The sequence below is a fragment of the Candidatus Pseudothioglobus sp. uisw_142 genome (genome assembly GCF_059512465.1).
Window position 1 is genome coordinate 1,445,916 of the sequence record NZ_CM183452.1, and the last position, 15,170, is coordinate 1,461,085.

General features: G+C 36.9%; 12 protein-coding genes. 4 read left to right on the plus strand and 8 right to left on the minus strand.

All coding sequences use genetic code 11. The features are described from left to right. The first annotated feature begins 84 nt into the window (after window positions 1-84). Together yihA and AC5YGB_RS07405 are read left to right on the plus strand one after the other, a co-directional pair. Window positions 85-690 carry a ribosome biogenesis GTP-binding protein YihA/YsxC gene (yihA, locus tag AC5YGB_RS07400; protein ID WP_020023903.1) on the plus strand — a complete coding sequence of 202 codons (606 nt, stop codon included), beginning with the start codon at window positions 85-87 and terminating at the stop codon, window positions 688-690. Beyond that, window positions 680-3,184 carry a PD-(D/E)XK nuclease family protein gene (locus tag AC5YGB_RS07405; RefSeq protein WP_496137132.1) on the plus strand — a complete coding sequence of 835 codons (2,505 nt, stop codon included), beginning with the start codon at window positions 680-682 and terminating at the stop codon, window positions 3,182-3,184. The genes yihA and AC5YGB_RS07405 overlap by 11 nt, the downstream gene beginning before the upstream one ends. Here the strand turns inward: AC5YGB_RS07405 and AC5YGB_RS07410 are convergent. Continuing rightward, window positions 3,149-4,228, minus strand: coding sequence for a tRNA nucleotidyltransferase/poly(A) polymerase-related protein (locus AC5YGB_RS07410; RefSeq protein WP_496137133.1), 1,080 nt, complete (start codon window positions 4,226-4,228; stop codon window positions 3,149-3,151). The genes AC5YGB_RS07405 and AC5YGB_RS07410 overlap by 36 nt on opposite strands. Before the next feature lie 54 nt (window positions 4,229-4,282). Between AC5YGB_RS07410 and msrB the strand changes: the two genes are divergently transcribed. Next, window positions 4,283-4,657, plus strand: a complete 375-nt coding sequence (gene msrB, locus AC5YGB_RS07415) for a peptide-methionine (R)-S-oxide reductase MsrB (protein WP_020023900.1) — start codon at window positions 4,283-4,285, stop codon at window positions 4,655-4,657. 24 nt (window positions 4,658-4,681) lie between these two features. Here msrB and AC5YGB_RS07420 read toward each other — a convergent pair whose 3' ends face one another. From AC5YGB_RS07420 to AC5YGB_RS07445, 6 genes are all read right to left on the minus strand, one after another. Then, entirely contained in the window at window positions 4,682-5,467 is a 786-nt protein-coding gene (locus AC5YGB_RS07420; protein ID WP_496137134.1) for a TSUP family transporter, read from the minus strand. Between the two features lie 24 nt (window positions 5,468-5,491). Next, window positions 5,492-6,073 carry a thymidine kinase gene (locus AC5YGB_RS07425; protein WP_020028419.1) on the minus strand — a complete coding sequence of 194 codons (582 nt, stop codon included), beginning with the start codon at window positions 6,071-6,073 and terminating at the stop codon, window positions 5,492-5,494. Between the two features lie 99 nt (window positions 6,074-6,172). Beyond that, complete coding sequence (locus tag AC5YGB_RS07430) at window positions 6,173-7,570, minus strand: aspartate ammonia-lyase (protein ID WP_496137135.1); 1,398 nt, start codon at window positions 7,568-7,570, stop codon at window positions 6,173-6,175. Between the two features lie 36 nt (window positions 7,571-7,606). Next, window positions 7,607-8,851 carry an aminotransferase class I/II-fold pyridoxal phosphate-dependent enzyme gene (locus AC5YGB_RS07435; RefSeq protein WP_496137136.1) on the minus strand — a complete coding sequence of 415 codons (1,245 nt, stop codon included), beginning with the start codon at window positions 8,849-8,851 and terminating at the stop codon, window positions 7,607-7,609. Between the two features lie 16 nt (window positions 8,852-8,867). Further along, window positions 8,868-11,417, minus strand: coding sequence for a TRAP transporter fused permease subunit (locus AC5YGB_RS07440; RefSeq protein WP_496137137.1), 2,550 nt, complete (start codon window positions 11,415-11,417; stop codon window positions 8,868-8,870). 58 nt (window positions 11,418-11,475) lie between these two features. Further along, complete coding sequence (locus tag AC5YGB_RS07445) at window positions 11,476-12,477, minus strand: TAXI family TRAP transporter solute-binding subunit (RefSeq protein ID WP_496137138.1); 1,002 nt, start codon at window positions 12,475-12,477, stop codon at window positions 11,476-11,478. 151 nt (window positions 12,478-12,628) lie between these two features. On the opposite strand from AC5YGB_RS07445, the gene AC5YGB_RS07450 reads away from it, so the two are divergent. Beyond that, window positions 12,629-13,510, plus strand: coding sequence for a MurR/RpiR family transcriptional regulator (locus tag AC5YGB_RS07450; protein WP_020026329.1), 882 nt, complete (start codon window positions 12,629-12,631; stop codon window positions 13,508-13,510). 9 nt (window positions 13,511-13,519) lie between these two features. On the opposite strand, the gene AC5YGB_RS07455 is transcribed toward AC5YGB_RS07450, so the two are convergent. Further along, window positions 13,520-15,166, minus strand: coding sequence for an AMP-binding protein (locus tag AC5YGB_RS07455; RefSeq protein ID WP_496137139.1), 1,647 nt, complete (start codon window positions 15,164-15,166; stop codon window positions 13,520-13,522). Window positions 15,167-15,170: the final 4 nt, after the last annotated feature.

Genomic DNA, 15,170 nt, shown 5'->3' on the forward strand with positions numbered 1-15,170 from the left:
AAATTACCTATAAGATTAGAATGTAATGAGAACTCAATAAATAAAGATTATATAATGGATTAAAAGCCTCGCAATACTTGAATTATGCATAATTCCTACCGTCAAGCTAAATTTCTCTTATCGTGTCCTTCTCTTAAAGGCTGTCCTAATGATAGTGGCTATGAGGTGATTTTTGCAGGCCGCTCTAATGCAGGAAAATCCAGTGCAATCAACACACTCACTGAACAAAAGAAATTGGCTAAAGTCAGCAGGACACCGGGCAGAACTCAGCACCTTGTTTTCTTTGAGCTTGATAATGAACGAAGACTTGTTGACCTGCCAGGTTATGGCTACGCCAAAGTTCCGGATTCAGTTAAGCGGGATTGGCATCAGAATATGAGTCAATACTTTGATAATCGTAAATGTATCAAGGCCGCTATACTGGTAATGGATTGCCGCCATCCTCTTAAACCTTTCGACCAAATGATGTTGGAGTGGTGTGTCAACAGTAAAGTCTCAGTAAACATCTTATTAACTAAATCTGATAAATTAAAAAAGGGTGCTGCAAGTTCCGCTAGACTCTCAGTTATGAAAGCGGTCAAAGATTTTCCTTCAGTCAATGTCCAGCTCTTCTCATCTTTAAAAAAGGAAGGTGTTCCTGAACTCTGTATGTATTTAGACGAGGTATTTGAAATGAATAATGAGAGTTAATATAGATCTCTCAGATATTCAGTCAAAAGATACGATTATTGCTGCGAATAATCGTCAAGCTCTTGCTATTAAGCAATCAATGCGGCTTAAAAGTGGCACTTCCAAAATGCCAAAAATATTCTCTTATCAATCTTGGATTGAAAAGTTCTGGAGATCTAATCATCCAACAAAAGAATATCGCCTACTAAGCCAACTTGAGTTAAGGTTCATGTTAAAAAAGTTTTGTAAAGATAGTTCTGTTAAAAATCCTGACACTTTTATTGATGAGCTAATTAAATGCTACAGACTCTCTAAGAGCTATGGCATTTCAGTTGCTGAAATAAAAACTTTTCCATCCATTACATCTAGGCTTTACGTTGAATTAATCGATAGATATGAAAAATTTAAAGATAACAATCTTTGCATAGATCAAACTGATATTTTTAGCTTGTCTTTGGACAATTTTAAGAACGTACTAGACAGTGAAGAACAATATTACCAATATGGTTTCAATGAACCAACACCCGAGCAAAGAATGCTCTTCAAAACCCTTAAATGCCTACCACTCTCAAGTCGTAAAATAATGAATCATTCAAAGAATTATTCATTCACTGACCAAGAATCTGAATTAAACACAATAGCAAAATGGGCCAAACAAATCAATCTCAATAATCCAGAAAAAAAAATTGGTATTGTCATCCCAAATTTAAATGACTTGCAACACATAGTGAGATCATCCTTTGATCTTGAGTTCTCGTCCCACCTCATTGAAACTCATCAAAAGCCCTACAACATATCTTTGGGAGTTCCGCTTAGCAATTACCCTCTAATTAAAAATCTTTTTTCCATGACGAAGTTATCTTCTCAACTTATTAATGGTCTTGTCGAACATGAATTGTTAATACAGGTAATTACATCACCATATATCAAAGGCGCTAGAAGTGAGCAAAATAATCGCGCACTGCTTGTGAATAAAATTCTAAAAATTAACTCTAAAAAGAGTAAATCAAAAAAAGTTATTGAATTGTGTAGTGACTCTTCATTGCTCAAAGAGATTTTGATTTCAATCAGTACTCTTGAATTTGCGAATAAATTAGCTTTAGAGGATTCATTAGAGGCAATCAACTCAATGCTACTTATCTGGGGCTTTACTTCAGATCGAACTCTTTCAAGTAGTGAGTATCAAATTTTTGAAAAGTATCAAGTGGAAAGCTTGATCCTTAATAAGATGTCAACATTTTACAAAAAATCCTCTCTTAAAGATGTGATAGAAATTTTAACTGCCCATATGAATGCAGTTATATTCCAGCCTCAAAGTGGCTCCGCTAATATTTACATATTAGGTTCATTGGAAGCTGAAGGATTATTCTTTGATTATGCCTGGGTCTCCAGTATGACTAGCGACTTCCTTCCAGGAAAAATACAAATGCCCCTATTTATTCCTCCTAAAACTTCTATTGAATATTGTTTGCCAAAGACAAGTTTCACACTCATCAGTAAAGAAAGCGAGGTAAGTCTTAATAACCTATTAAACCTTAGTAGCAGTCTAATAATTAGCTATTCCAAAACCTCTAATAGTCGCGATGAGCTCCCTTCACCCTATTTAGATTTTGAGGATTATCCTAATTTCATTGGACATGAAACACTTCCAAAAGAAATGGAATTATTGGATGATTTTATTGCTCCAGAGCTAGATAATTTTGAAATTAAGAGAGGTGTAGCAACCCTCCAAGATCAAATAAGTTGTAGCTTCAAAGGGTTTGTTAGTAGACTAAATATTCAAGAATTTAATGAACCTCAGATTGGTCTCAGTCGACTTGAGCAGGGCAGCCTTGTTCATAAAATATTAGAAAATTTTTTCAATGCAATACCATCAAGTTCAGATTTAAAAAAATTACCTGAAGATAAACTTCAGGAAGAAATCAACAAACATATTAATTCAGCCATTCAATTAATTTCTCAATCAAACTTTAAATCAATTGAAAAGGAAAGGCTTATAAAAATTATCAATGAATATATTAAGCTTGAGAAAAATCGAGAATACTTTCAAGTCATCAAGACAGAGTCAGAGTCCAAAGTTGATGTTAATGGTCTTCAATTTTCTACTCGAATAGATCGAATGGATCAAATGAAAGATGGTACAAATCTCATCATTGATTATAAAACAGGTCAGAACGTCAGTTTAAGTCAGCTAACTGGCGATCCTTTAGATCAGGCTCAACTTCCAATCTACGCCATTACTAATCCAATAGCTGGGATCGCCTTTGCAACTGTTAACTCCAAAGATTGTCAATTTAAGGCAATAACAAAAAATAAATTTGATTTGCCATTAAGTCAACAAGCGATTAAAAGAATGCCGGTATGGAATGAACAGGTTTCTGAGTGGGAGCTAGAACTCAATTCAGCAAGTCAAAAATTTCAGGAAGGAGTCGCAGAAGTTTTACCCACAACCCATGCCTGTGATTACTGTGATTATGATCTACTTTGCAGATTTGAGAAATCTAGTAATAACTGACAACCTTTCTTCTAATAGCTCTTGAGCAATATTCAAATTTTTTAAATCTGAAATCTTTATTGAGTTAAGTAGAACTTGTAATTGAACAATTTGGGCTGTATTTAACCCAAGATTATCAAAAACGGTAAGAATAATTTCAAACCTCTTTTTTCGCCTTAACCCATCACTTTTAAGAAAGAAATTTAATACGTCTTGAGGACTATGCTTTAGGAATTCAGATGCAAATTGATGCCATGTAGATACAAGCTCAGCAATTTGCTGAAAATCTTTTGGGCACTTAAGGTGCTCGCAGAGCAAATCAATATTAGTACTGCTTTGATTAGATAGCCAGAGAGCGAACTTTACTTCAGGGTCCAAATCTGGCACATCTAGCATCTGAAAATTTTGATTTTGAACAACCTCCAGCATTGGAAACAATCTTTGGTAGGCGCCTGACTCCATTAAAAGTTCAAAGAAAACTGAAGGTGACTTTGACTCCATCGAAAGAGATATCTCCTTAAAAACCCGCTCTGGAGTAAGCGCATCTACCTCACCTGAAGTGACCATCTTTCTCATTAAGTCAAGAGTTTTAGGGTCTACTGTAAAACCAAGATAATCAAATCGTGATGCAAATCTTGCCGTCCTAAGAACCCTCACTGGATCCTCAGTAAATGCATCAGATACATGGCGAAGTTTCTTCTGCTTTAAATCCTCGATTCCATCAAAGGGATCGATATATTCTCCAGTTCCATCCTTATTTTGAGCTATGGCGTTAATGGTAAGATCTCTTCTAGAGAGATCCTGCTCCAAAGTCACAGAGTTTGCTGTATCAAAAGCAAAACCCTTATAACCCCTACCAATCTTTCGTTCTATACGAGCCAGAGCATACTCATCCTTCGTTTCAGGATGAAGGAATACTGGAAACTCTTTCCCAACCTGACGAAATCCTAATGAACCCATCTCTTCTGGAGACGACCCAACTACAACAAAGTCTTTTTCTGTTGACTCGTTAGCGATACCAAGAATTCTATCCCGTATTGCACCACCGACTAAAAATTCTTTCATAAATATTAACTTTAGATATTGATGTTGATCTTAAATTTCTCTTATAATACACGAATGGACAAAAAGAATAATTTATCACCCGAAGCCTATCATATCACTCAAGAATGTGGAACAGAGCCACCGTTCTCTGGTGAGTACTATAACCATAGTGAAACTGGTCACTATCACTGCATCTGTTGCGACGCACTTTTATTCGAATCTAGCACTAAATTTGACTCAGGAAGTGGCTGGCCAAGCTTTTATGAACTCGCCAATAGTGAATGTGTAAAGCAGCTAGAAGATGATTCACTAGGTCATATGAGAATTGAAGTAAGATGCTCCTCATGTGATGCTCATTTAGGCCATGTTTTTCCCGATGGACCTCAGCCCACTGGAAAGCGTTACTGTATAAACTCAGTTGCTTTAAATTTTGCTGGTGATGAGTCATAACTCATTTCAAAAGAAAATCTTTATTTAAAATAAAATAACCATTGATGCAAGAAAGGCCAAGAAAATTGAGAACCCTTTTTTGAGTTTATTGCTATCTATAAGGTGCGTCACTTTTGCTCCTAATGGAGCAAAAAAAACACTTGAAGCAGCGATTGTAATTAACGCTTCAAAGTTTACAAAACCAATGCCGCCAGTTTGAAGAACTTGAGATGAACCAGCTACCATAAAGCCAATGCTTCCAGCAATAGCAATAGGCATTCCTACCGCTGCAGAAGTAGCAATTGCATTTTTTATTTGAATATTGTTATACACCAAGAATGGGGTAGTCATTGTTCCTCCACCAATCCCAACCATGGCTGAAATCAAACCTATAACGTACCCCGCGAATGACCAAACCCACCTTGACAACTTATCGGCATGGCCGGATGCGCTAATGCCGAACCACATAATTAAAGCAACACAAATTTCAAATAAGGCAAAGAACACCCTTAGAAAATCAAAGCTTAAATATTTAGCCAAAATAGCACCACTATAAGAGCCCACTAAAATTGTTGGAGTAAGCTTAACAAAGTTTCTCCAAAGAATAGCCCCATGATGATGGTGCGCATAAAGACTTGAGATAGATGTAAAGACAATGACCGCTAGTGCAGTACCAATTGAAGTATGCATTAAGATTGATTGATCAATTGATGGTGCTAATAAATAAAGGAGTATTGGCACAATTATTAGACCACCACCAATACCAAGCAGACCTGCTACAAAACCTGAAAAAGAGCCTAGCAATAAAAAGAGGATAGTTAGCTCACTCATAGCATATAGTCTGTTTACTAGCGATCAGCTTTTCCAAATATGTTCGGCAAAGTGCTTTCTGCACATCGACTGGTATCGATCATTACCACCAATAACCACCTGATCTCCATCCTCAATAACGTTTCCATTTTCATCAATACGAACCACCATCGTTGCTTTACTTCCGCAGTGACAAATGGTCTTCAATTCAATGAGATTATCGGCCCATGCAAGGAGATGTTGACTGCCAGGAAAAAGCTCTCCACGAAAGTCTGTGCGAATTCCATAACACAAAACTGGAACATCAAAGCTATCAACAGCTTTTGCCAATTGCATGACTTGCTCTCTACTAAGGAATTGACTCTCATCAATCAAAACACAATCAATAGGCTCTTTAAGATTTTGTTCAGAAAGAATTTTGAACAAGTCATCATCTTTATGAAAGAGATGCGCCTCTGCTTCAAGACCAATTCTTGAAGTAACTTTTCCTACACTATAACGATTGTCAATTGCTGCAGAAAGAATAAGAGGAGTCATGCCCCTCTCTTTATAGTTGTATGCTGACTGAAGAAGGGAAGTTGATTTACCAGCATTCATTGCAGAATAATAAAAGTATAGCTTAGCCAAAATATTGCCTCTAATTATTGAAAATAACTCTTACTGTACTTATTCCAAACTAAGAATAAATACATTTGAAATTATAATACTCGTTATACGATAGCGAAATTATTGAATATTGGGTTTTGTGAGGTTGTCAACATGCAAAACTTCATTCACCTGTTCTTCAGTCATCAAGCCTTCTTTAATGATGATTTCTCTCACAGTAACTCCATCTGCAAGTGATTTCTTAGCGATACGTGCTGACTCTTTGTAACCTAAATGCGGTGTAAAGAAAGTCGCTATACCTGGACTCTGTTCAACATATTTTGCGCAGACTTCAACATTCGCAGTAATTCCATCGACACATTTTGTTCTTAGCATGACCATTGCATTAGTCATGTAGCGCAATGAACGAAGAATATTAACAGCTAAGACAGGTTCAAATGCATTGAGCTGCATTTGGCCAGCTTCTGCTGCCAATGTAATGACCAAATCATTTCCAATAACCTGAAAAGCGGTTTGATTGACTGCCTCTGGAATTACCGGATTAACTTTTCCAGGCATAATTGAAGATCCTGCTTGTACTGCTGGAAGATTGATCTCATTAAAACCAGCAATTGGGCCGGAAGAGAGTAATCTTAAATCATTAGAGATTTTTGAAAGCTTTATGGCCACTCGCTTAAGAACAGAAGAGAATGACACAAAAGCACTGGTATCAGATGTTGCAGCAATTGGATTTGGCGCAAGAACCAAAGGGAGTCCAGATAAATCTGCCAAGGCTTCTACCGCTATTTTTGGATAATCTAGATGACTATTAATACCTGTTCCAATAGCTGTGGCACCTAAATTGACCTCCAAAAATAGTTGAGACATCTCATTAAGCCTTTTAATATCATCTAGCAATGTATTACCGAAAGCAGTAAATTCCTGTCCAAGACTCATTGGAACAGCATCTTGGAGTTGTGTTCGTCCCATTTTAATGACGTCGGCAAATTCGACGCCTTTGGCATGAAAAGACTCAGAGAGAGATTTGATTGCCTCCAATAGAGGGTCATACTCTTTCAAAAATCCAACCAATAAAGCTGTCGGATAGGTGTCATTCGTTGACTGTGACATATTGACATGATTAAGCGGTGATATTGTTTCATAGTCACCCTTTTCTTTACCAATTAATTCGAGTGCAACATTAGCAATAACTTCATTAGCATTCATATTGGTTGAGGTTCCAGCACCACCCTGGATTATTTCAACAATAAACTGATCATGGAACTCACCATTGATAATCCTCTCACAAGCAGCGACTATTGGATGGTAAATATCGTTATCTAATAATCCTAGCTGGTTATTGGCGCGAGCACAAGCCAGTTTAACCATGGCATAAGCTATTACAATATTTGGGTAAACTGAAATTGCAACGTCAGCTATTGGAAAATTATCTACTGCGCGTAGGGTATGAATACCGTAATAAGCATCACTAGATATTTTCATTTCACCCAAGAAATCTGATTCAATTCTGTATTTCATAGATTGAAATAACTATTAATTAAATATTGATAATTTTTATTGATTTTGAACCCACTCTTTAAGAACCGAAACGCCTTTAACAATTTGTGGACAAATTATATCTAATAAATTATTCGAAGAAAAATCATCGTCTTTAATAATTTTGAGTGCTGCTAAGCCATCAAAATCAACAAAGGCGATGCGTGTTAAAAATTTGTCAGCTTTCAAGCCAAAATCTGAACCAGGTAGCATTGCAAAGCCAACCTCATTGAGTATTTTTTGACACAAAATTTTGTCATCATTAATTTTAGAAGCAATATTTGAAATATTCGAAAAATCGCAGATCATGTAAAAACCACCTTGAGGTTTTTGACATTTTATTCCAACAGAAGATAACTCTTTATGAATATATTCTGCAATCGTTTTTAGGATTAATCTAGAGTGCTCTAGAAACTCTGAATGATCCTCTGAGTAGGCTTTAATTGCGGCATACTGAATAGGCGCACTAACTGAGGTAAAAGTTTCACTCGCAATAGTTCTTATGCTGTCTTTGATATAGCTTAACTCTTTTGGAAAAGTTAGCGTTCCTAGTCTCCAGCCTCCTGCACCGCACCACTTGCTTAGCCCACTACTAATAATTGTATTCTCAGGATAGAAATGAGTGAGTGATTTATACTCCCCAGTAAAATCTAGTTCGGCATATATTTCATCCGCAATAATGATGATATTATGTTTCCTTGCAATCCTTGCAAAATCTTCAAGATTTCCATGTATTGTCCCAGAAGGGTTATTTGGAGAATTTAAAATTAAAAGTTTATTAACTGACTTGAGATTCTCGCATACCTTGTCAAGATCCTCAGGGTTAAGATGCCAATTGCTCTCTGCTGTTGCATTAATCCAATGAATTTTTTTGTTGATTATTTGTGCTTGAGGCTCATACGAAACCCAACTTGGACTTGGAAGTAACAAATCACAATCTAAAGCCATTTGAATTTGAAAAATTAATTCTTTTGATCCAGGCCCAATAATGACATTTTCAGAATCATAATTGTATTGATTTTTGTTTGAATGATATCTAGCAACTTCTTCTCTAAGGCCTAATAAGCCAGACACGTTAAGATAATCTTTTTGGTGAGAATTTTTTTTTAACTCATCAACAATTACTTTGGGTACAGGGAATGGTGATTGACCAAGCCCAAACTTAAAAACCTCTTTGCCCTCTTCAATAAGCTCTTTAGATAACTCATTGATAGCCAAAGTGGCTGAAGTTTTTAAACTTTCAATATTATTATGTATTTTCATATTAATCTATCACACGTTAGTTAACAATTTTTCGCCTTCTTCTTAATTGCACAATTCCGACAAATCCTATCAATAATACTGCTGGAATATATACAATCTGTTTTGGCATAGTCTCCCTCTCTTGAAGAACAGATGTGATGACCCATCCACTATCAACACCAGCAACTTTTATTGACTCAACCTGTTTATTAATTGCTCGATTTCCTGAAATTCCTGGAAGAACCATTGCAACCTCCATGTCTCCAAACAAATCATCTATTTGCACCCCTGTATTATTTATTCTTTCTCTGCCTGATTCACCTTCAGCTAAAGGCAATAAAAATGTATAACTTCTCTCAACCCCTTCAAGTGTCTCACCCTCAACTACAAAACGTATAGGCTCCCCCTCCGTCATATTATCAGCCACTGTAAATAAGTCCTTGCCTGGCATATTCTCAAAAGGAGGATCTACCTTATCCCAAAAATAACCTGGCCTAAAGAACATAAATGCCACAATTAGCATTAAAACGGTTTCCCATAATCGATTTTTAACAATCCAGTAACCCTGGGTTGCTGCAGCAAAAAGCAAGATTGCAATAACAGATGAGACAACAACTGATATAAAGCTAATTGCGCTGTCTATTCCAATCATAAGTAGCTGAGTATTAAATATAAAAATGAAAGGAAGGACAGCTGTTCTCATATCATAAATAAAGCCCTGAATACCAGTTCTTATTGGATCCCCTTTAGAAATTGCTGCTGCTGCATAGGCGGCTAGTCCTACTGGTGGGGTATCATCAGCCAAGATACCAAAATAAAATACAAACATATGAGCTGCTATAAGAGGAATAGCAACATTATTAGCAGCTCCTAAGCTCATAATAACGGGAGCCATTAAACTTGAGACTACTATGTAATTAGCCGTTGTCGGCAAACCCATTCCTAAAATAAGGCTTATCATAGCTGTAAAAAGAAGTATTAAAAATAGGTTGCCTGCAGCAATGAATTCAACCCAGCCTATAATCAACTGACCAACGCCAGTCAATGTTACTGTACCAACAATAATGCCTGCAGCAGTAGTCGCAACACCAACACCAATCATGTTTCTTGCGCCATTCACAAAACCTAATTTTAGATCAGTTAAACTAGAAAATAAGTGTTGAGTAATATTAGATTCGCCTCTAAATACTCCTAAAAAAAACTTTTGAGTAAGTACTATAAACATCATAAACATGGTCGCCCAGTAGACTGAAGTTTCAGGCGAAAATCGCTCAACAGTTAATAACCAGATTAATAAAATAACTGGCAACAAAAAATGCAAACCTGCTTTGACCGTCTTACCAACTTCAGGAATTTCAATAATATCTCCAGAGGGTAAATTTGGCATTTTTGAAACTGAATATAAGAGTGCAAGATAACTAGTTATCATAATTAATGCAATAATCAATGTGCTTGCTTCTCCACCTATTACTTTGATGAATTCAAAGAAGGGAGGAAGCACCCATACAAGCACACCTAAAACAATTAGAACACTGCATATACCAATTAATCTATCAACTTTATTGAGTTTATTCGTTCTAGTAAGGCCCTCCATTCCAGACTTTAGCGCTTCCAGATGAACTATATATATAAGTGCAATATATGAAATGACTGCTGGCAAGAAAGCATGCTTAATGACCTCAATGTAAGAAACTCCCACATACTCAACCATTAGAAATGCGGCAGTTCCCATAATTGGAGGAGTGAGTTGACCATTCGTTGAAGATGCAACTTCAATTGCCCCAGCTTTTTCAGAGGAAAAACCAACCCTTTTCATTAATGGGATTGTAAAGGTTCCAGTGGTTACAACATTAGCAATAGAGGATCCAGAAATCATGCCCGTCATTGCTGACGAGACTACTGCAGCCTTTGCAGGACCTCCTCGATAATGTCCAGTTAGGGCATATGCCACCCTTATGAAGTAATTACCAGCTCCTGCCCTTTCCAATAATGCACCAAAAAGAACAAACAAGAAAACCATACTTGCTGAGACTCCAACAGCTATGCCAAATGCTCCTTCTGTCGTAATCCACATATGGGAAACAATTTTATTTAGAGAAGCTCCTCCATAACCACCTGCTCCAATAAACGCATAAGTCAATGCGATTATTGCTACAATCATTAGTGGCGGCCCTAGGGATCTTCTTGTAGCCTCTAACAGAAGCAGAAGCCCAATAATACTCAAAAATAAGTCAGATGAGTTTGGAACCCCTAGACGCATCTCAAAAGCCCTGGAATCCCATACCTGATTATAAATCAAATAAAAACAAGACAACGCTATGAGAAGTCCCATTAACCAATCAAACCATGGAATTCTTACTCTTGACGATCCTTTGAATGCAGGATAACTTACAAATGCCAAAAAGCCTGCAAATGATACATGGACCCTTTTAACAACATCGGCATTCATCCAAGGGGTAAATTCCAAAACTAGAGGCGAAGAGACGTATAGCTGGAATACTGACCATGCCATTGCAACGTAGATTAATAAGTCTCTAATTAATTTATTTTCTGGACTTCTAATTCCAGTTTCTATATCTGATTCCATAAGAATATTTTAGAAAAAAAAAGGATGGCAAAGCCATCCTTTTTTTATTACTTATATCTTAATATTTCATCAATCCAACTTCCTTATAGTACTTAGCTGCTCCATCATGGAGTGGGGCAGACAAGCCATCAGAAATCATTTCTGCTTTCTTTAAATTAGCAAATGCAGGGTGAAGCTTTTTGAAACTATCAAAGTTTTCAAATACACCTTTCACAATGCTATGGATTACATGCTCGGATGTTGCGGTTGAAGATACAACTGTTGCACCCACACCAAATGTTACGGTGTCATCTGGGTTTCCATTGTACATGCCACCTGGGATTGTAGCAGTTCGATAGAAGTCATTATTAGCAACTAGCCCATCTACTGCAGATCCAGTGACATTTACTAAGACACTGTCACATGATGTTGTGGCCTCTTTAATTGAGCCTGAAGGGTGGCCAACAGTAAAGACCATTGCATCAATTTTATTATCGCAAAGTGCTTTTGATTGCTCTGAAGACTTCAGTTCAGAAGCAAGAGCAAATGTTGATTTATCCCAACCAAGCGCCTCCATAAGTACTTCCATAGTTCCTCTTTGTCCAGATCCTGGATTACCAATGTTTACTCGCTTACCTTTTAAATCCATAAGGTCACGGATTCCTGAATCAGCCCTAGCTACAACAGTAAAAGGTTCAGGGTGAACAGAAAATACAGCTCTTAAGTCTGTAAATGCTCCAGCATCAGCAAACTTACTGGTTCCGTTATATGCATGGTACTGCCAGTCTGACTGTGCAACACCTAAATCTAACTCGCCAGCACGAATAGTGTTGATGTTATAGACTGAGCCGCCTGTAGATTCAACTGTACAGCGAACAAGGTGTTTCGCCTTGTCCTTATTGACTAGCCTACAAATTGATCCACCCGTCGGGTAGTAGACTCCTGTTACGCCTCCAGTACCGATTGTGACAAATGTCTCCGCAGGTTTAACAACGTCACCAGCTATTACCGGCGTTGTAACCGTCACACTACCTAAAACAGCAGCTGCAAGTGCGCCACTCAAAAAATTAATTTTTTTCATTTTATCTCCTTTGTTTTATTAGACAAAAATTTAAGTCCAAAATAGTTATACCATATTTAGTACAATTGTTTTAATATTAATTTTAATAAGATACAAGTGTTTTTATCTTGTTCAAGTTTACATAGTCATATTTATAGTAGAATATTCTTGTATGAATTCAAATAACTTTTCGACCACTGAAATCAATCAAAAACTGTCTAATGGATACGTTGGTTTTTCAAAAGAGGTAAAAAAAGCAGCTAAATATGTAATGGACAATCCCGCAGAGATTCCTTTGCATTCAATACGAACTGTTGCATCAAATGCAGGAGTAAACCCCTCGACAATGGTACGTCTTATTAACATACTAGGGTTCAAACGTTATGATGAATTCAAGACGATATACAAAAAAGCCGCATCCCAAATGCCAGTCTCCAACTTTACTTCTCACGCCAAAGATCTACTGAATGAAAATCATAATAATCCATTTACTGACGCAGAAGCAAATGTATATAAGTCTCTTTCTGGGGCCTTCAATGAGAAAACTTACAAAGCTATTGATTCATCTGTTGAAAAGTTAATGAAAGCAGAAACTGTATATATTCTAGGAATGAGAAGCAGCTTCTCAATGGCATTTTATTTGCATTATCTTTTGCATTTTATTCTCCCAAAAACAAAATTGATTCGCGGCCAAGAAGGAATGCTGCTTAGTGAAATTTCTCAAATAAATGCAAATGATGTTGTGATTGTATTTGGAGCATCACCTTTATCACTTGAAACAACTAAAGCACTAGACAAAATCAAGAAAAGAGAGGCTTTCATCATTGTGGCAACCGATATGTATACCTCTCAAGCAGCATCAAATGCAGATATCATTGTTGCTCTTGGTAATGAAACGCTTAATTTCCTTCCAAGTATTTTGCCTTATGCTGCATTTTCAGAGATCCTCGTATCCCAAATAGTGACCAAAGGTGGTAAAAACATGCTGGCTCGAATCAAAAAATTTGAAGACGAGCTTTCTGAAATGGGTGCATATATAAGGCCAAATCAATAGCTGGGTCTATTAATTTTCTTTCAGCTCTCTTCTTAGAACTTTACCAACATTTGTTTTTGGGATCTCTTTAATGAATTCAATATGCTTTGGAACCTTATAAGCGGTTAACTTTTCCCTACAAAAACTGATAATTTCATCCTCAGTTGCAGTTTGTTCATCATGAAGAACAATAAAAACTTTCACAAGTTCTTGAGAATTCTCGCCTTCTACTCCAACACAGCCGCATTCAAGAACAGCAGGGTGTTCATTAACCACTGCCTCAACTTCATTTGGAAAGACATTAAAGCCTGAGACAATAATCATGTCTTTCTTTCTATCGACAATAAAAATATTGCCAGTTTCATCAATTCGAGCAATATCACCGGTCATAAACCAGTTATTCTCGTCAAGACCTGAGACTTCGGACTTCCAATATCCGCTCATAACCTGTGGGCCTCTGACGCAGAGCTCTCCAACAGCATTCGTTTCTGAAAGAGCATTACCACTCTCATCCCTAATCTCAATTTCAGTATAGGCAGCAGGCAAACCCACAGAGCCTGTAAATTCAGTCTGCTTGTAGTCATTAACACTTACTAAAGGAGAGGTTTCAGTTAAACCATACGCCTGCCAGATTACAGATTTTGTGACCTCAGCCCATCTCTTTGCGGTTGTGTCTAATGCAGCCATACCGCCACTCAAAGACATGAGCAAATTACTAAAATCTAGCTCCTTAAAGGCATCGTAATTTAATAGCGCCTCATAAAGCGTGTTCACACCTGAAATCATGTGAAATTTATGTTTTTTCATTATTGAGACGAAAGTTTTTAGATCCCTAGGATTAGTAATTAGGACACTTCTTCCACCAATATGGAACAACATGAAGTTATGCACAGTTAATGCAAAAATATGATACAAAGGTAGTGGGCAAATAGCGATTCTTTGCTCGTTTCTTGAATCATCATACATTTTAGGATCAATTGTAAAAAAGGCTTGGATAATATTTGCAAGAATATTTCTGTGCGTCAGAACAGCGCCTTTCGAAACACCTGTTGTTCCTCCAGTATATTGAAGAAAAGCTGTACTTTCAATTGAAATATCTAATGATCCAGGACTAGAGCCTTCATTACTATTCAAAACATCAAGAAACATTGTTGCTCCATCAATGTGATATTTGGGGACTAACTTTTTTACTTTTCTAGTGACTAAATTAATAATCTTGCCCTTGAAACCAAGCAGATCTCCAACAGTTGTTACCAATACTTTTTCTACATTAGCGAGATCTGATTTTGCTGCTACGTTGGCAACGCCCTCCCATATCAATAATAATTTAGCCTCACTATCCCTTAGTACGTGTTCAAGTTCCCTTTGGGTATAAAGAGGATTAATATTGACAACAACAATACCTGCCTTTAAGGCACCATAAACTATAAGAGGATAAACCAGCATATTAGGCATCATGACTGCAACTCTATCACCCACTTGAAAGTTACCGCTAAGCCATGAGGCAAAAGCGTCAACCTTTTCTGATAGGTCTTCATAGGTCAATTCAACACCGAAACTCTCAAAAGCTGTTTTACCTTTGTGCTCTCTACAACAGTTATCAAAGAACTCTACTAAATTTCCATGCTCTTTAAAAAACTCAGTTTCTTCAAGTTTATTTGGTATCTTTGTCTCCATTTTT